The organism is Thiorhodovibrio winogradskyi (assembly GCF_036208045.1).
In the GTDB taxonomy this organism is placed as follows: domain Bacteria; phylum Pseudomonadota; class Gammaproteobacteria; order Chromatiales; family Chromatiaceae; genus Thiorhodovibrio; species Thiorhodovibrio winogradskyi.
In genome coordinates this window covers 2,700,101-2,715,172 of record NZ_CP121472.1, presented here as the reverse complement: position 1 = coordinate 2,715,172, position 15,072 = coordinate 2,700,101, and the positions used below count along the sequence as shown (strand labels likewise).

Here is a 15,072-nt window from a genome sequence, read left to right as displayed (position 1 = left end):
TGCTTTCGTCAAATCGCAATTCACTGACAGACTGATCGAAACAGCCATTGCCATCTGTTCGCTAACGCACATACAGCGAATTCTGTGTCTATGTGCGCTATCGCACTGGCAGGCATTGAGTTGCAATGGTATTTCTCCACGAATGACGCATTCCATCCTGGACGTGGTTTAGCAACGAGACAGGACATTGGGCATCGGCACTGAGCCGTTTGGCCCTGTAGGGACTCAGGGATGGGCTTCAGAACCGCTTTCCACTCACTTGGTCTGACCGCAAGGCGAAGATCAAGAACATCATCGGCTGGACCGTCAGCAAAGAGTCGCCACGCGGCAGTGCACCATGGCGGCGGCCATCCTCGACTTCTGGACGAGCGACTGGGTGATGCTGGCCGCGCGGCTCCGACAAGCAGCGCCGGGGCTTGATCCGAAATTGTTCGAGCGTCCGATCCTGAAACTGGGTCAACTGCTGATCGAGTTGCCCTGGATTTTCGGTCTGCAAAACAACAGCACGGCCGCCATCAACAATCTCCGACGGATCGGTGCGCGACGCGGTGACGCCAGGCTCGAAACGCGGCGAATCGAGGATCAACTCGGTCGGCTCTTCGAAACTCGTGGATTCCGCGTCGTATTGAACTGGCATCCCGTGGACGAATCCGATGCCCGTGCCGGCGAGGTGGATCTCATCTGCGCACTGGACAGGATCGTGCTGGAGGTGAAATGGACCTTTATCCGACAGTCGCAGCGCGATGCGTGGAGAAAATTTATGCATCGTTTCCGGCAGACTTCTGAAAAACAATGATTTAAGCTTTGCCATGCAAGCATTCACAACACGACCTTTTCGCGAACCGGGTCTTGAGGATCACCATGGACATTGATCGAATCACCTTGAATCCGGCGGTGATGGGCGGCAAGCCCTGCCTCCGAGGTCTTAGAGTCACAGTGGGAACAGTCCTCGGTTTGATGGCCGATGGCGTTAGCCGGGAGCGCATCCTGGAGGCTTATCCCGACCTGGAGCCGGCGGATCTGGATGCCGCGCTGGCCTATGCCGCCTGGCGTCTTGAAGAGCGCGAAGAGGATGATCGCCGTCAGCGTTTCCATGCAGGCCAGCCATGAGTCATAACGCCGCCCGCTACTTGACCGGCATCAAGGCCCGCAGACAGCACGGTCGCTAGCCTGCACTCAAGCTTCGCTGCAACCGCCAACCGGCCTGGATTCGCATGACCCTCACCGCTCGCCTCAACGCCGCCCCCGTTCTCGCGCTCGGGTTCCGTCCCTTCTTTATTGCCGCCGGTCTGTCGGCGATTCTCTCCGTCGCTGTCTGGTTGGCGATCCTGAGCGGTCGCTGGCCCCAGCCGGGCCATCTCGCCGGCACCCTCTGGCACGCGCACGAGATGCTGTTTGGATATCTCGCGGCGGTGATCGCCGGCTTTCTGCTCACCGCCGTGCGCAACTGGACCGGGATGCCGACCGCGACCGGTGCTCGGCTGGCCGCGCTGGTTGGCATCTGGCTGGCCGGGCGGCTCGCGCCCTGGCTCGGGCTGCCGCCGTTGTTGGTTGTTCTGGTCGATCTGGCCTTTTTTCCGGCATTGGCGCTCGCACTCTGGCGCCCGCTCTGGCAGGGTCCCAATCCGGTCAACCGGATCTTTTTGCTCATCTTCGCCGGGATGACGGCCGCTGGCGCGATGGTCCATCTGGATGCGCTCGGCCTGCTGGTTGGCGGTGCCACGCGCGGTCATCGCCTGATGCTCGATCTGATCGTGCTGGTGCTGCTGCTGGTCTCCGGGCGGGTCATGCCCTTCTTCATCACAAGCGCCCTCGCCAATGCGCAACCCCGGATGTTTCCGCTCTTGGAGCGAGTGGTTTTCAGCCTGGCCGCCGGCTTGTTGATCGTCGATCTCCTCCAGCCGCTCGGGCCAGTCGCGGGCGCTCTGGCGCTGACCCTGGGGGTGCTGCAACTGGCGCGGCTGATCGGCTGGCACGACCGGCGGATCTGGATCACGCCCATGCTGACCGTGCTCTACCTTGGCCTGCTCTGGCTCGCGCTTGGGCTGATCCTCGACGGGCTGCCGGCCTTTACCGACATGAGGCCGCGCGCGGCCCTGCACAGCCTGACGGTGGGTGCAATCGGCGTAGTGACGCTGGGCATGATGGCGCGGGTGGCGGTGGGACACACGGGTCGACCGATGCAAGCGGCGCCGCTGACGCTGCTTGCCTTCGTCCTCATCAATCTCGCGGCGGTGCTGCGCGGACTCGCGCCCCTGCTTGCCCCCGCCGGCTATCAGACCTGGCTGACAGCCGGCGGCCTTTGCTGGATGCTGGCCTTCGGACTCTTTCTCTGGGTGCATGCCCCCATGCTATGGCGTGTGCGACCCGATGGCCGGCCGGGTTGAGTCAGCGCCAAGGGCCTGGCGACGCCACAGATCGCGATAGGCCAACAGGAGTCCGATGACCAGCGGCACCACGCCGAACAGGATGAAGATCGAATCGCCCCAGATTCGCAGCCATTCGACATGGCGGGCGAGCGGCGTGGCCGTGTAACTGAGCGAGCGGGCATGCCAGTACCCGTTCTCCAGGACATCCCACAGTCGTAGCACGCCCCCCGGCAGCAGACTGAGCAGAATCATCAGAGCCAAGCCAATGTTCAGCCCCCAGAAGGCTTGAGAGGAATGGATGTGTGGAAGGACAAGATGGCCGCTGGCGCATCGCATCCCTGGATGCAGTCTGGGGTTGGGAGTGCCGGGTGGCCTTGACTTAGGTCAAGCGGGGTGGCGGATCCTTACACCTTAAACCCCCTTACCGTCTCCTCCAAGCCCGCCGCCACGCTCGCCAACTCGCCGCTGGCGCTGGCCAGCTCATTGGCGCCGTCGGCGGTGGTGTTGACCGAGTGGCTGATGTTTTGCAGGTTGCGGTTAATCTCCTCGGCCACCGAATCATCACCGCCACGGCACGCGCGGCGCTGCCTTGCAGGCGCTCGATCTTGCCCTGAATCTCCTCGGTGGAGCTTTGGGTGCGACTGGCCAGCGTGCGCACCTCATCGGCCACCACCGCGAAGCAGCGCGCGCTCGCGCCCGGCGCGTTCCTTGGCCTGGAGCAGGTCAACATAGGCTTGGGCGGTGCGGGTGATGCTGGGCTGGGAGCTGATCTTGGGTAGTTGAGCGGGCGCCCCGAGCAGCGCCGAGACCATGGCGGTGTAGGCGCCGAGTGCCTCGGTGGCGTCCTGACTCTTGGCATCGACCTGACCGCGCAGCCGCTCCAGGCCGCGTAGTTGGGATTAAGCCTCGGCGAAGGCGGCTTGGAACTCCCCGGTGAGTACACTCTAAGTAGCAAAGGCGATGCGCCCGAGTTCGACGGCCTGTTGATGCTGGGTGTTGAGAGTGAAGCCGGCCAGCAGCAGCAACAACAGGGTGGGAATCCCGGCGAGCAGCAGCAGTCGCGCGCCGATCCCCCCAAAAAGACGGGTGAGCGGGACGGCGGTGGTTGACGGGCGAGGGGACGGGGACATCTTGCTTGTTTCTGATTGTTGAGGCGTGGCGGGGCGCGAGTGTACTGGACTCTGACTGGACGCTGACTGGACTCTGGGTTGCTGATGCAGGCTATTCGCGCCGGACGGACCGCTCGTCACCCTTGACGAGTTTGAAAAAGCCCATGGACTCCTGCAACTGCTGCGCCTGGGCGCTCAGTTGCTCGGAGGTGGCGGCGAGTTGCTCGGAGGCGGCGGCGTTCTGCTGCAGCAGCCGCGCGGCGACGCCGCGGAACGGGCCGGTGGCGGCGTTGCCGCTGCCGCCTTGGTGATGATTGTTGGGTTGGACATTGGGAAGGTCTCCGCGAGCGCAATGGTTTGAGGATGTTATGGTTGATGGCTGGTGACCAGGGATGGGTCTTCGGCCCGTGATTGGCGCGCGACCTGGCGATAGCGCCAGAGGGCCTGGCCGAGCAGCCCCAGCAGCCCGAGCTGGGCCAGAGCGAGCGCCACGGCGGCGGCGCGCGTGAACCAGGCCGCCAGACCGGGCGCCAGGCCGATCAGCAACCCGGCGCCGAGCAGCCAGGCCAGCGCCGCGAGCTGGGTGAAGGCCTGGGCGCGGGCCAGGCGCTCCGGCAGCAACCGGTGCATGTGCGGCACTCGGATCTCCAAGCGCCCCAGGCTGAGCTGACGCGACTGTAAATGAAACCAGCACAAAAAGGGAACGATTTTCAGCAGCATGCCGCTCGGCAGGCCGATGCACACCCCGGCCAGCAACCACAGCCCGAGCCAGGAGATCGGCGCACCGAGCAGCCAGGCGGGCAGCGCGATCAGCAGGGTCGCCAGCGCGGCCCATCAGTGCCACAGCGTTGCGTCCGGTCGCGGGCGCGCGCGCTGTGCCAGCAGGCGCAGGCTGATCAGCGCAAACAGGGCAAAGCCCCCGGCTAGTGCCCAATCGAGCAGCGGCGAATGCCCCCAAGGCCCGGCCAGACACAGCAGCACAAACAGCACTGGCGCCCCGAGCGACCCCAAGGCACGCGGATACGCCGAGGTGACATAAAACAGCGGCACCACCGCCAGACTCACGCTGACAATCAGCAGTCCGACCCAGCCAAACAGCCACCAGCGGGCATGCCAGTCCACCCAGGCCAGCCGATTCGGCAACGGCAGCCAGCCGAGGACCGCCGCTGTGAGCAGCAGGCCGAGTACCAGGGTGATGAGCAGCGCGAGCGGTGGCCAGGTGAAGGGCTCGACGGGGTAAAGGCGTTTCCTCCCCAAAGCCACGAGCGCCCCAACCGCCAGCAGGCCAAAGCCCAGTGCGGCACAGAGTGCGCCCAGACCGAGCGCCAGCGACCAGCGGTGCAAAAACCCCAGCGCCAAGCCCAGGGCGCCCAGGGTCAGCAGCGCGTGAATCGCGGTGCCCAGAAGACGCACCCTCGGCACCGGCGCGCCGGCCACCACTGGCAGCATCTGCAACAGTGCCCCGGACATGACGGATCCGAGAAAACCGACCGTCAGCAGATGGGTCGCGGCCAGGGCCGCCGGACTCCAGCGCGTCGCCAGGATGGCCTCGGTCTGGTCAAACAGCAGCAGCGCGGCGGCGATGGCAAAGAGCGGCGCAGTGAGGAACAACCGCCGCGGCAGATCAAGCGGCGGCGCCTGCTCCAGGCTCAAGCCGGCGGTGGCAATCATAGCAGTGGCCGCGCCAGCGGGTCCGCGGCCGCCGGGTCGGCTTCGATCAGGATGCGCCAGCCGCCCTCCGTGCCACTGGCCTCCCAGCGATACCCCAGCCGCTTGAGCAGGTCATAGAGCGGATAGGGCTGGCGGCGATGATGCACAATCAGCCGCTCGCCGGTTTTCAGCCGCCCGAGCGCGTCCAGGGTTTGCTCCAGCGGCTCGGGCGGCGGTAGGGTCGAGACATCGAGATAACGGGTATTGAGGGGCGAGGGGTAAGGGGCGAGAGGCGAGCCAGGAAGGGAGTCGTCGGGCGTTGCACCGGCCTGTTTCTCATACATTTCTAACGGCTTGTCGTCTTCGGCGCGATGCATGACCTTTGTTCCGAGGTTTAATCGCTCAGGCCAGGCTGGCCAGCAACTGCTCGACGCGGTCGGCCAGATTGCGGTCGGCGGCCGGGTAGAGCACGCCTTCTTCCTTGATGTTGTGCTGCTGCAAGACCATGTGCAGGGTGCTGATCACGCCGAGGCTGTCATCGCAGTCCTGGGCCGCGACCGCCGTGCGCAGATCGCCCATCAGCCCGCGGATGAGCTGATGCTCCTGGCGCATCACCGCTGTCGGGCCGGTGGCGCCAGGCATGACGGCTTCGAGCGGCGGAAACAGCGTCTCTTCCTCGAACCGGAAGTGCCCCTCGGTCGCAGTGCAAAAGGCCTCGGTCGCGCCGCTGGCCAGCGGACAATCTGCGGCCTGGATGGCGGTCTCGACCTGGGCGAGCAGTTGATCGCAGCGGCGATGATCGGCGGTCAATGTGATGACAAAGGGCTGGGACATGAGAATGTGCCTCGACCGGGTGAAGGTGAAACAGGACAGCGGACTCGGGATGGCCCGGGGCAGTGTCTTAGCCGGAAAGGAAGGCTTGCCCTTGACTTAAGTCAAGCGGCAAGGTCAAGGACAAGGTTGGGGAGTTGACACCATGGCGGCTTGACCTGCATCAAGGATGCAGCGCCGTGGCTGGCGCAGGGTAGGCGGCCAGGTCAACCCCTTAGAGACTTCGCCATGAACACCCATCGACCCAAGGGTCCGGAGGATGCCCGCAGCGCCGCGCGGCGCAACCCAGGCTCAGCCGCCGCGACAGGACAACGCCTGCTGCGTGGACTGGGCGCCTATTTCGCCAAGATGCGCGGCTCCACCCGCGGCTCGCCGCCGCGCGTGAGTTGGAGCGAAATCCTCTGGTCCTGGATCGGCAGCCTGCTCGGCATCGGCGCCGTGGCCTGGCTGCATCAGTTCTGGTTCGCGGATGCCGATCTCATTCTGCTGATCGGCTCGCTGGGCGCCTCGGCGGTGCTGGTCTATGGCGCGCCGCGCAGCCCGCTGGCGCAGCCGCGCAATCTGATCGGCGGTCATCTGGTCTCGGCGGCCGTGGGCGTGGCCGCCTGGCAACTGCTCGCCCCCTGGCCCGAACTGGCGGCCGGCCTGGCGGTGGCCACGGCCATTGCGCTGATGCACGCCACCCGCACCCTGCACCCGCCGGGTGGCGCGACCGCGCTGATCGCGGTGATTGGATCGGAGCAAATCCATGCGCTGGGCTTCATCTATTGCCTGATCCCCGCCACCCTGGGACCGCTGATCCTGCTGCTGGTGGGGGTGGTGGTGAACAACCTTCCGGCGGGGCGGCGCTATCCGGAGACTTGGATCTAGTCCGCTATAACTGCTCCCCCAGACGAAAAGCCGCCAGAAAATCCTTGCGCAGCAGCAAGCCAAGCCATTTGCCCTCGGCATCCACCACCGGCATTCCGCGTCCCGGATGGCGCTGGAAGGCCGCGATCATGGCGGCGAAGCCGGCGGACGGATCGACACTCACCGCCGGCGCTGTCATGGCGGCGCCGACGCGGGTTTCATGACAGCGATGGGTGATCTGGCCCGACGCCTCGATCAGGCGCACCAGCAGCTCGGGCAGGATCGCGGCCTCGAGTTCGCGCAGGCAGTCGGTCTCGGTCAGCATGCCGAGCACCGCGCCGCCGGCATCCACCACCGGCAAGCCCTTCAGCCCCTGGCGCGCCAGTGCCGTCGCGGCATCGGCCAGGGATTGGTCGGGGGTGAGCGGGGCCATGCCGGTGCGCATCAGGCGCCCGGCGCGCAGGCCACCGAACAGCCGCTCGATCGCTTGGGTGTGGGCAAGATGGTAAATGGCCTGAAAGTCGCTGGTGGAAATATCGATGTAGCCCGACAGATGGCGCATGGCGGCATGAATGTCCTCCTCGGAGAGTTCCAGCTCGGGCAACGCCTCGCCAGCGGCGCCAAAGGCGGTTGGCGGGACAGTCGGATCCAGGGGCATTGATGGGGTCATGAGCGGACTCCTTGGTGGGGTGGCTGAAGGCTGACTCAGCACAGAGCCTGGCGCGCCAGCGCCTGCGGCGCCTAGACTCGGATCAAGTCTTGCCTGCGCCCCTTGTTTCACCAAGACTGTCAGTCATGACTGATGGAATATGCTTTCCGGATAAAACCGGCGATGCGACGCATCTGAGCGCCAGCGGAATGAAACAGGAACTGGCATTCATGCTGTTGGAAAACCGATCTCGGCATCCGCTGCGTCCCCGGCACCAAGAGTGCCAACAGCCGTGGCGAAATTATCGACACGCCCCGCGTCGGCCCATGAACCTGTCGAAAACACCCGAAAAATTCGACAGGTCCGGCGCATCTGGCGATCTGATCGACAGGTTCTCGATCCGCCATCCAGGGCATGTCCTGTTACCGACTTTCCATTCTATGTTGCCGGTTTTTCGACGCTTGCGACAGCGGTTGTCACATGGGGTGACGGGTCTGGAGCGCCCTGTGCGGCGGTTTCATTGCTATGCTAACAAGATACCGCGCCATCAAGCCGGTCATCGGCATTCACCTGCTCAATTTCACGCTATTTAAGCAGGCGAAGTACGCCAACAAAGCCGTGTGGAGCTTCGAGTTGCGCAATCGACCTCGCGATCATCGCATCCTGCACCGGCCTGAGCGCAGACGAGGTTCGTCAACTCGCCGCCGAGCAAGCGCACTGATTCAAGATACCCGACGGACACTCGCGAAGTCCGATCAAGGATCTTGCGGAGGTCTACGCGATGGACCTGAAGGACTGGCTGCTCGCCGCCAGTCTCGATGACAGCGAAATTGCGATAAAAACCGCCGAGACCAATGACCTGGCGCAGCCCGAGAACCCGGACCTGCTCTCACCAAGTCGTTAAATGAACGAGCGCACTGGGGTCGCCTCGAACAAAAACGTCAGTCATGGCTCGCGCGCCGCCCTGGGCCTTCAATTAGGAGGTTTGGCTGACTGCCGCGTCTGGCGTTCGCGACTCGCGGGCGCGCCACCCCACGAGGAGCCAATTAATGACGAGACTTGGACAACAGCACATCCGCGCCCTGCTGATCCTGACCGGCCTGGGCATTGGAAAAAATCGAGCCTGGCACCTTTTCGTTCTGAGCCTGGCCCCTTTTCTGAGCCTTTTCTTTTCCCGAAGTTGCTTCGGCTTCGCGCCTTCGGATCAATACCGCGCAACCCGTCGCAAGGGTCTTCCAAGGGCGAGCATGTGCTGCTGTTTGATGCTGACTTGCGCCGCTTTCATGGTATCCCAAACCGTCTCCCACTCGCCCAGCGCGGCATTGTCAAGATACTGAGCGGCCAGATGCTGGCGAGCGAAATGTTCTCGGTTGCCTTTTGCCAGCAAGTGATGGTCGAGCTCAGGCAACAGCAAGGCGTCAGCGCGGGGAAGGGTATGAGCAATGCGCAGGCCGGCCGGGTCCCAGTCGGGGAAGACCGCAACGGAAATCTGCTCGGGCAGGATGCTGAGTAACTGGCAGGCACCGTGTGCGAGTCCGCCGTGGCCGCGATAGAGCACCAGAGAGTCGGCTAGCTCGGCAGGTGCGGTAAAGGCGTGCCAGTCGTCGAAGCTGTCCAGATTCTCGACCACGACGACTTGGCTGATCGCGTCGCGATGCAGCGCTGTCAGCGGGATACGCAGGCTCATCTCGGGCGTCAGCCTTGGCAGTGACGCTGGCAGTTGGCCCTTGACGAGCACATAACGATCATTCGGTCGCTCACGGGCGATCTTCTCATCAATCGCGCTGGCGGCGACCTGTCGGCGATCGCCCTCGGGCACGCCGACGAGCGGGTCGAAGCCCCAAGCCCGCTGGGCCAGTTCGCGCAACTCGTGGCGGTGCGCGCTGCTGAAGTGCAGTCGTCGGCCGCGCGGCTCGCCCAGCTCAAAAGTTTGCTGAATCTCGTCCCAGGTCCGCGAGCGCGCGACGCTGTCGAGTTCATCGCGCAGCAGGCGGTGAACTGCCTGCATGTGCCGTTTGCTCAGGCTAGCCATAGCCGCAGATCGTGAATCATGAAGTTGCCGCTGAAGAGCGGATGCGGCTCACCTTGCATGTCCAGCTCGAAGTGATGCTTCTGCGCCGCGGGCAGGCCATCGTAGCCGCCAATCACCTGATACAGCCAGGTTTCGGCGTCCCAGGGCAGCGTCTCCTGGCGATGGTAGTCGAGCGCGGAGATCGCCTGGCCGCTGTCGATGACCTGGCAGAAATAGGCCTCCACCGCCGCGCGTATCGGATTGGGTCGGACCTCAAAAGCGTCTGGTGTGTGCAGCGTCAGCTCAGGTGCATCGCCCAAGAACACGACAGAGCGCGCTGGCGTCTGCTGGGCGCGGATTGGCGCCAACAGGGCCAGCAGCTCCGATTCCAGGCTGGCGTCGTGGATGTTCAGGCTCGCGGGTGCCAGCACTGGCGGGGCCTGGTTAAATAACTGCGGCGTCAACCGGGCGCCGGCATGGGGTCCGACCTGATAGTCCGGATGCTGCTCCATGTGCAGCAGCCAACCCTTGAGCAGCCGAGTGCGCCCGCGAATCTCGCGAAAGCGGCCGAGTTGTTCGAGCAGGCGCCCTTGCACGATGCTCAGCTCCTGGATGCAGGCGCTGAGTGTGCGTTGCAGGTTGGTGACCAGCAGATGGCGCAGTTCGCGAAGATCGCCGGCGGTCTCGGCCAACGCCTGGAAACTAACCAGCTCCAGCCCGCCGAGCAGCGCGCTGACCTGCGACTGCGCCAGCTCGTTCTCGCGAATCTTGGCGGTGAGCGTGCCGACGTAGCCGAACTCATTGTTGATGCGACTCCAGAGCACCCGGATGCTGTGTTGTAGGGTCTCACCGAAAGCGTAAACGTGTTCTCTCAGATCGGCCAGATAGACCTCGGCGGCGGCGTAGTCACCCTGATGCCGGGCCTCTTTGTAATGGTCCGCCAAGGTTTTGAAGCTGGCGAGCGCCGAGCCGGTGTTGGCATCAATCTGACGATTGCGCTCATCGCGCAGCGCCTCTTCGAGCAGCGCGCGCACAACGCGGCGCAGGTGCAGGTCCGCGCCAGGCTCGGGGCGATAGAGAATGCCGTGCTTGACCAGACGCTCCTGCACGCCAGGTTCGAGCGCGTCATCCGGCACCGAGCCTGCCAGGTAGGCATCCATGATCGGCCCGGCCTGGCGTGCGAGCTGACGCAAAAAGCGCACCCCGGATTGTCGCAGCGTGCCGCTCACAGCAACTGGCCCTGGCTGGCGAGTTCGGCCTGGGCCTCCAGGCCCAGCCCTTCGGCCTCATCAATGAAGCGGATCACCTCATAGAGATAGTCCAGCTTGCCGGTGGCCAGATAAATCTGTTTGTCCGGGTTGGGGCGAATCAGATAACCCAGCTCGCACAATCGCTTGAAGACCAGCTTGAGCTGGGTATCGGTTGTCGGGCTGGTGGAGCCAAACAGCCGGTAGTGGCTGATGCGGGCCAGTTGCTCGCGCAGCGCCGGGGTGTCCTCGATAACGGTCTGTAGCTCATTCAGACGCAAGGGCGCGCCCTCGGTGAGCGGCGCGTCCTGGGCCGCCGCCTCCTGCACCAGCACCAGCCATTCGGCCATCGGCGTGAGCGCCTGGCAGATGTCGCGAAACTGCTGGCTGATCACCTTGCGCTCGTCGTCGTCAAACTGGCGATAGCCGCAGAAGAACACCTCGCTGTCGGCGCTGGCGCCGACAGTGGCGACCTGTCGGTTGAGCTGGCTTAAGTAGGCGTCCACCTCCTCGCGATTGCCGGGGGTCATCAGAAAACGCCATCCGTCCTCGTCGGTCGTGCGACAGATGAACGCCCCCTGAAGCAGACGCGCGATCACATGGCCTTTGATCGATAGCATCTAGCGGCCCTCCTCTGGATGAACGTCCGCTGCATGGACCGAGCTGGAGGCCACTTCTCCCTGGTCGCCAGCGCTGCGTTGGCGCAACTTGGCGGCAATGGCGTCGATGCGAGGCTTGACGGTCTGGAGTTGGCGGGTCTGCTTGTCGACGATGTAGCGGTTGGCGAAAAGCCCGAGAATCTCCGAGTCCGGGTTGGGAAAGGCGCCGAGCACGCGAATGTCGTTGGCGGCGCAGGCGTCGAAGATCTTTTTCACATTGTGATTGTGCAGGGTGCCCAGTTCATCGATCGGCCAGTGGATGGTGACCGGCGCGCGACCGCGCAGCAGCCGAGTGAAGGCGAGCAGGAACTTGCACAGGATCATATAGGCCATGCCGTGGCTGGATGATTCATTGAGCTGGCGGTCGGTGCGAATGACTAGGTCACTTTGCCCCTCACGCAGCCGCAGTTCGATCTCCAGCAGTCCGGCGACGCCGCCGCTCTGCGCCGAGCGGCCGATGATGTCCAGCGCCCGACGCATGCTGCTGACGTAGCCCTCGTCGGGGAGGCCGCTGAAGTCGTCATCGCGCCATTCGCGGAACGCGCGGATGAATGCCTTGAGTTCGGGCCAGAACTCCAGCTCGGTGATGCGCGAGCGAATGCGCACCGCCGAGTCCGACACGCCGTCGAGGGAGAGGTCCTCGGCCACCTCGCGCGTGATGCGCGCGCTCTGCGTGGCGATGCGCTGGTCGATATCGGCCAGCACGTCATAATAGCTATTGAGGTCGATGCCGAACAGCCGGCCCTGCTCACGCAGCGCGGTCAGGCTTTGGGGCAGCAGAACCTTGAGCAGTTGCTCCAAGTGCGGCACCAACTTGCGGTGGTCCAGCGCGGGGATGTCGCGCTCGCCAACCAGCATGCAGTCGGCACGACTGCGCTCCCAGAATTCCGCGAGGCTGGAGCCGGCATTGCTGGCGATCAGTGTATCGAAATGCTCCACAAAGGACTTGACCGCATCAAGCGCCTGTTCACGAACGTACAGCTGCTTCTCGCCCTGGCGCAGACGCTCATCAAGCGCGCCCTCGGGCGGGGCGCCGTCAGCGGGCAGCTTCAGCTCGCCCAAGCGACGCAGCAGGACCTTGAGCCGCGTGAGCTGCTCGTGCGCCTCGTCTTTGCGCTGCTTGGTCTGGGCGCGCTCGGCGTGCAGTCGGGCGCGTTCGGTCTTGAAGGCGCTGGTGGCCGCCTTGAGTTCCTGGTCCAATTCGGCGGCGCGCCGCCGGTTGTCATCGAGTGCTTGTTGGAGCGCCGGTTTGCGCTTGAGCCAACTGTGCTGATACCAGTCGTCATAGCGCAGCACCTCGGAGCGGCGCCGCTCGCCGCGCTCGATGCGCGCATCGAGTTGGCGAATCTGCTGCTTTAACGCCATGATGGCCTGCTCATCGACACCACGGGATTTCAATTCCCCCTGGTACCAGCGCTCGCAGGCGTCGAGTTCGTTCTGGGCCTGTTGCTTGCGTTCCTCAATCGCGGCACGCTGGCGTTGGAGCTCGCTGTCGATGCGCCCGATCACTTGCTGCCAATGGGCCTTGCGCTCCTGCGTGGCATCATGGTGTCGGGACTGAATCTCCTCGCGCCACTGCTCGCGCTCGCTCGCCAGTTGCTGGATGCGCGTCATCAGGTCCGTCAGCGCCTGACGATCCTTGCGCTTGCGCTCGCTCAATGCCTCATTGATCCGGCTCTGCTCCGTGGCATGCTCCTCGCGGATGCGGCGCAGGTCGTCGCGCCGATTGTCTCGCTCGGTGCGTGCGACTGTCAGCTTGCGCTGCAAGGTCTCCAAGGCTCCGGTGTGCTCGCGAAGCTGCTGCTCTGCCGCCTGTTGCTGATTGTCGGCATCCTGCTTGGCATCCTCGGCCAATTGGAGGCGCTGGCGTAGGGTCTGCTCGGAGGCCGCATGCTCCGGGGTGTCGATGGCCGCCAGGTCCAATTGCAGGCCGAAGGCGGCATCCTGCGCCGACTCGGCCAGCGTCGGCTTAAGATCGGCGCGTTGCAGCAGCGCGGGGTCGATCAGCTTGCCCAGGCGCGTCTCCCAATCGGGCTGCTCGCGGCGCAGAAATTCCAGCAGGCTGTGCTGGCCGGGAAAAAGCAGACGCTGCACCGCGTCCAGCTCGCGCTGGCGCACCTCGACCTGGCGCCGCGCGGTGCGCAGAGCGGCATCGGCGTCATCGCGCTGGCGCAGTTGCTGCTGCTCCCTGCCTTCGAGTCTGCGCACCTCGGCATCGGCTGCGTCGGCATCGGTCTCCGCCTGCTCGCGGCGTCGCGCAAAAATGGCGAGCGACTGACGCTCGTCGTCGGTGTAACTGGCGCTCTCGATCTGGGTCTCCAGGCGTTGGCGCTCCAGGCCAAGCTGGATGTCCCGCTCGCGGAAGTCTTCCTGTCCGGTCTCCATTTCCGCCTGCTGGCGTTGGTGCAAGGCGCTGAACTCGGCGGTTTGCTGTTCGAGCTGGTCAGTCCTTTGGTCTTGCAAAACCGTCTGTTGCTCGCGCAGCGCGTCGAGCTGGCGCTCGCGCTGATCCTTAATCCGCTGACCGCGCTCCAGATAGTCGAGTTCCACATCCTGATGTTGACCGGTGAGCAAACGCAGCCGTTCCCGCAGATTCTCCAGATCCTCGCGCCAAGTGCCGACCTGCTCCAGGTCGGCCCTAGCCTGCTCGATGTCGGCCTCCAGGAAGCGCTGGTAGTGCTGTTCGATTTGCTCCAGCTCGCCCTCGTCGCGGGTGATCTCGCCCTGGCTGGCGGAACGCTGCTGGTTGATATCATCACGCTGCTGCGTCCACCGCTCTTCGAGCTGATGCAGCGCTGCGTCCATGTGCGCGATGGCCTCCTCGCTTTGTTCAATCAGGCGTTGCTGGCGCGGCTCATCGCTGCGATAGCCGAGCCGCAACCCGCTCAGACGCCGTTCGCAAGCCAGCAACTCCTGGTGCTCGCGCTCGAGTTGCTCGAACGTCGGGCGCATGGCGTCGAATCCCTGAATCAGCCGGCTTTCGCGCATCCAGTCATCCACCCGCTGGAGCTTGAGGCCGGAGGTTGGCGGACTGACCCCGTCCTCTTCCAAAATAGCGGCGATCATGGAACGCACGGTTTCCATCTTGCCCTCGCGCGAGTGCACCGCTTGGGTCAGTTTCTCGATATGGCGCAACGTCTGACCGGGCTCGCACAGAGAAAACTCGCGGGCGAAGGCGCGCAGCTCGCCACTGTTGGCGCCCGCAGCCAGTTGAACGCGGTCATTTTGCAGGATCGCGCGGTATTCGCGCGTATTGAGCAAGCGGGTCGCGCTCACCTGCGCTTGCTTCAGTCGCCGGCCGAACTCCGCCATGCCAAAGCAGCTTAGCGTGTCGCCGTGACGGGTGCGGGTGTAGTCCGCCAGGTCGAATGCCTTCTGCACCAGTCGGTAGGCGACGCCCTTGCCGTCCGCGGCCGCCGCCAGCACAGCCTGACAGGCCTGTCCATCCATGCGCTGATATTCATAGATGATAAAGCTCTGCTCGGTCGGCAGATACCAGCGCTCGAAACTGTCGCGGGTCGATGGCACCACCCGGCTGGGATATTCGCCATAGAAAACCGGCACCAAGCGCTGCAAGGTCGTCTTACCCGAGGCATTGGTGCCGCAAATATTGGTGTGGCCATCGACGAGCAGTTCGACGACGCCATGGAGATGGGTGTTGATCAGGATGATACGGTTTAGGCTAGGCATGCGAATCC

The 15,072-nt window shown here is 64.3% G+C and carries 18 protein-coding genes and 1 pseudogene; 5 read left to right on the top strand and 14 right to left on the bottom strand.

The features are described from left to right. The first annotated feature begins 337 nt into the window (after window positions 1-337). The 3 genes from Thiowin_RS12130 to Thiowin_RS12120 all read left to right on the top strand — a co-directional run bounded on the left by Thiowin_RS12130 (window position 338) and on the right by Thiowin_RS12120 (window position 2,387). The gene (locus tag Thiowin_RS12130) at window positions 338-796 is read left to right on the top strand and encodes a hypothetical protein (protein ID WP_328987970.1); all 459 of its coding nucleotides are present in this window, start codon (window positions 338-340) and stop codon (window positions 794-796) included. A gap of 65 nt (window positions 797-861) precedes the next feature. Beyond that, complete coding sequence (locus Thiowin_RS12125) at window positions 862-1,110, top strand: DUF433 domain-containing protein (RefSeq protein ID WP_328987969.1); 249 nt, start codon at window positions 862-864, stop codon at window positions 1,108-1,110. Between the two features lie 104 nt (window positions 1,111-1,214). Then, on the top strand, window positions 1,215-2,387 hold the full coding sequence (locus Thiowin_RS12120; RefSeq protein WP_328987968.1) for an NnrS family protein: 1,173 nt from the start codon (window positions 1,215-1,217) through the stop codon (window positions 2,385-2,387). Here the strand turns inward: Thiowin_RS12120 and Thiowin_RS12115 are convergent. The 9 genes and pseudogenes from Thiowin_RS12115 to Thiowin_RS12075 all read right to left on the bottom strand — a co-directional run bounded on the left by Thiowin_RS12115 (window position 2,352) and on the right by Thiowin_RS12075 (window position 5,962). Beyond that, entirely contained in the window at window positions 2,352-2,621 is a 270-nt protein-coding gene (locus Thiowin_RS12115) for a hypothetical protein (protein ID WP_328987967.1), read from the bottom strand. The genes Thiowin_RS12120 and Thiowin_RS12115 overlap by 36 nt on opposite strands. Before the next feature lie 152 nt (window positions 2,622-2,773). Next, entirely contained in the window at window positions 2,774-2,923 is a 150-nt protein-coding gene (locus Thiowin_RS12110; RefSeq protein ID WP_328988206.1) for a hypothetical protein, read from the bottom strand. A gap of 35 nt (window positions 2,924-2,958) precedes the next feature. Further along, a pseudogene (locus Thiowin_RS25300) lies at window positions 2,959-3,027 on the bottom strand (hypothetical protein); the annotation flags it as partial. Between the two features lies 1 nt (window position 3,028). Beyond that, window positions 3,029-3,244 (bottom strand): nitrate- and nitrite sensing domain-containing protein, encoded by a 216-nt coding sequence (locus tag Thiowin_RS12100; protein WP_328988071.1) that lies wholly within the window; start codon window positions 3,242-3,244, stop codon window positions 3,029-3,031. A 69-nt stretch (window positions 3,245-3,313) separates the two neighbouring features. Next, entirely contained in the window at window positions 3,314-3,499 is a 186-nt protein-coding gene (locus Thiowin_RS12095; protein WP_328987966.1) for a hypothetical protein, read from the bottom strand. 345 nt (window positions 3,500-3,844) lie between these two features. Then, on the bottom strand, window positions 3,845-4,198 hold the full coding sequence (locus tag Thiowin_RS12090) for a hypothetical protein (protein ID WP_328987965.1): 354 nt from the start codon (window positions 4,196-4,198) through the stop codon (window positions 3,845-3,847). A gap of 114 nt (window positions 4,199-4,312) precedes the next feature. Further along, complete coding sequence (locus tag Thiowin_RS12085) at window positions 4,313-5,149, bottom strand: hypothetical protein (protein WP_328987964.1); 837 nt, start codon at window positions 5,147-5,149, stop codon at window positions 4,313-4,315. After that, window positions 5,146-5,505, bottom strand: coding sequence for a DUF2249 domain-containing protein (locus Thiowin_RS12080; RefSeq protein WP_328987963.1), 360 nt, complete (start codon window positions 5,503-5,505; stop codon window positions 5,146-5,148). The genes Thiowin_RS12085 and Thiowin_RS12080 overlap by 4 nt, the downstream gene beginning before the upstream one ends. A gap of 25 nt (window positions 5,506-5,530) precedes the next feature. Beyond that, window positions 5,531-5,962: a hemerythrin domain-containing protein gene (locus Thiowin_RS12075; RefSeq protein ID WP_328987962.1), complete on the bottom strand. Its 432-nt coding sequence runs from the start codon at window positions 5,960-5,962 to the stop codon at window positions 5,531-5,533. A gap of 225 nt (window positions 5,963-6,187) precedes the next feature. On the opposite strand from Thiowin_RS12075, the gene Thiowin_RS12070 reads away from it, so the two are divergent. Continuing rightward, complete coding sequence (locus tag Thiowin_RS12070; protein WP_328987961.1) at window positions 6,188-6,829, top strand: HPP family protein; 642 nt, start codon at window positions 6,188-6,190, stop codon at window positions 6,827-6,829. Window positions 6,830-6,833: 4 nt separating this feature from the next. On the opposite strand, the gene Thiowin_RS12065 is transcribed toward Thiowin_RS12070, so the two are convergent. Further along, complete coding sequence (locus Thiowin_RS12065) at window positions 6,834-7,478, bottom strand: CBS domain-containing protein (RefSeq protein ID WP_328987960.1); 645 nt, start codon at window positions 7,476-7,478, stop codon at window positions 6,834-6,836. A 760-nt stretch (window positions 7,479-8,238) separates the two neighbouring features. Here Thiowin_RS12065 and Thiowin_RS12060 point away from each other — a divergent pair. After that, on the top strand, window positions 8,239-8,361 hold the full coding sequence (locus tag Thiowin_RS12060; protein ID WP_328987959.1) for a hypothetical protein: 123 nt from the start codon (window positions 8,239-8,241) through the stop codon (window positions 8,359-8,361). A gap of 300 nt (window positions 8,362-8,661) precedes the next feature. On the opposite strand, the gene Thiowin_RS12055 is transcribed toward Thiowin_RS12060, so the two are convergent. Genes Thiowin_RS12055 through Thiowin_RS12040 form a run of 4 tightly spaced genes read right to left on the bottom strand, consistent with a single transcriptional unit; the run spans window position 8,662 to window position 15,064 of the window. Then, window positions 8,662-9,465: a DUF7281 domain-containing protein gene (locus Thiowin_RS12055; protein WP_328987958.1), complete on the bottom strand. Its 804-nt coding sequence runs from the start codon at window positions 9,463-9,465 to the stop codon at window positions 8,662-8,664. A gap of 11 nt (window positions 9,466-9,476) precedes the next feature. Continuing rightward, on the bottom strand, window positions 9,477-10,697 hold the full coding sequence (locus Thiowin_RS12050) for an RNA-binding protein (protein WP_328987957.1): 1,221 nt from the start codon (window positions 10,695-10,697) through the stop codon (window positions 9,477-9,479). Then, window positions 10,694-11,335 (bottom strand): hypothetical protein, encoded by a 642-nt coding sequence (locus Thiowin_RS12045; RefSeq protein ID WP_328987956.1) that lies wholly within the window; start codon window positions 11,333-11,335, stop codon window positions 10,694-10,696. The genes Thiowin_RS12050 and Thiowin_RS12045 overlap by 4 nt, the downstream gene beginning before the upstream one ends. Next, window positions 11,336-15,064: an ATP-binding protein gene (locus Thiowin_RS12040; protein WP_328987955.1), complete on the bottom strand. Its 3,729-nt coding sequence runs from the start codon at window positions 15,062-15,064 to the stop codon at window positions 11,336-11,338. It lies immediately after the preceding gene. Between the last annotated feature and the right edge of the window lie 8 nt (window positions 15,065-15,072).

What these genes read in the sequence shown, in the direction of transcription:
- Thiowin_RS12130 (WP_328987970.1), top strand. Translation starts at nt 338, where the DNA reads ATGGCGGCGGCCATCCTCGACTTCTGGACGAGCGACTGGGTGATGCTG.
- Thiowin_RS12125 (WP_328987969.1), top strand. Translation starts at nt 862, where the DNA reads ATGGACATTGATCGAATCACCTTGAATCCGGCGGTGATGGGCGGCAAG.
- Thiowin_RS12120 (WP_328987968.1), top strand. Translation starts at nt 1,215, where the DNA reads ATGACCCTCACCGCTCGCCTCAACGCCGCCCCCGTTCTCGCGCTCGGG.
- Thiowin_RS12115 (WP_328987967.1), bottom strand. Translation starts at nt 2,621, where the DNA reads ATGATTCTGCTCAGTCTGCTGCCGGGGGGCGTGCTACGACTGTGGGAT.
- Thiowin_RS12095 (WP_328987966.1), bottom strand. Translation starts at nt 3,499, where the DNA reads ATGTCCCCGTCCCCTCGCCCGTCAACCACCGCCGTCCCGCTCACCCGT.
- Thiowin_RS12090 (WP_328987965.1), bottom strand. Translation starts at nt 4,198, where the DNA reads ATGCTGCTGAAAATCGTTCCCTTTTTGTGCTGGTTTCATTTACAGTCG.
- Thiowin_RS12085 (WP_328987964.1), bottom strand. Translation starts at nt 5,149, where the DNA reads ATGATTGCCACCGCCGGCTTGAGCCTGGAGCAGGCGCCGCCGCTTGAT.
- Thiowin_RS12080 (WP_328987963.1), bottom strand. Translation starts at nt 5,505, where the DNA reads ATGCATCGCGCCGAAGACGACAAGCCGTTAGAAATGTATGAGAAACAG.
- Thiowin_RS12075 (WP_328987962.1), bottom strand. Translation starts at nt 5,962, where the DNA reads ATGTCCCAGCCCTTTGTCATCACATTGACCGCCGATCATCGCCGCTGC.
- Thiowin_RS12070 (WP_328987961.1), top strand. Translation starts at nt 6,188, where the DNA reads ATGAACACCCATCGACCCAAGGGTCCGGAGGATGCCCGCAGCGCCGCG.
- Thiowin_RS12065 (WP_328987960.1), bottom strand. Translation starts at nt 7,478, where the DNA reads ATGACCCCATCAATGCCCCTGGATCCGACTGTCCCGCCAACCGCCTTT.
- Thiowin_RS12060 (WP_328987959.1), top strand. Translation starts at nt 8,239, where the DNA reads ATGGACCTGAAGGACTGGCTGCTCGCCGCCAGTCTCGATGACAGCGAA.
- Thiowin_RS12055 (WP_328987958.1), bottom strand. Translation starts at nt 9,465, where the DNA reads ATGCAGGCAGTTCACCGCCTGCTGCGCGATGAACTCGACAGCGTCGCG.
- Thiowin_RS12045 (WP_328987956.1), bottom strand. Translation starts at nt 11,335, where the DNA reads ATGCTATCGATCAAAGGCCATGTGATCGCGCGTCTGCTTCAGGGGGCG.
- Thiowin_RS12040 (WP_328987955.1), bottom strand. Translation starts at nt 15,064, where the DNA reads ATGCCTAGCCTAAACCGTATCATCCTGATCAACACCCATCTCCATGGC.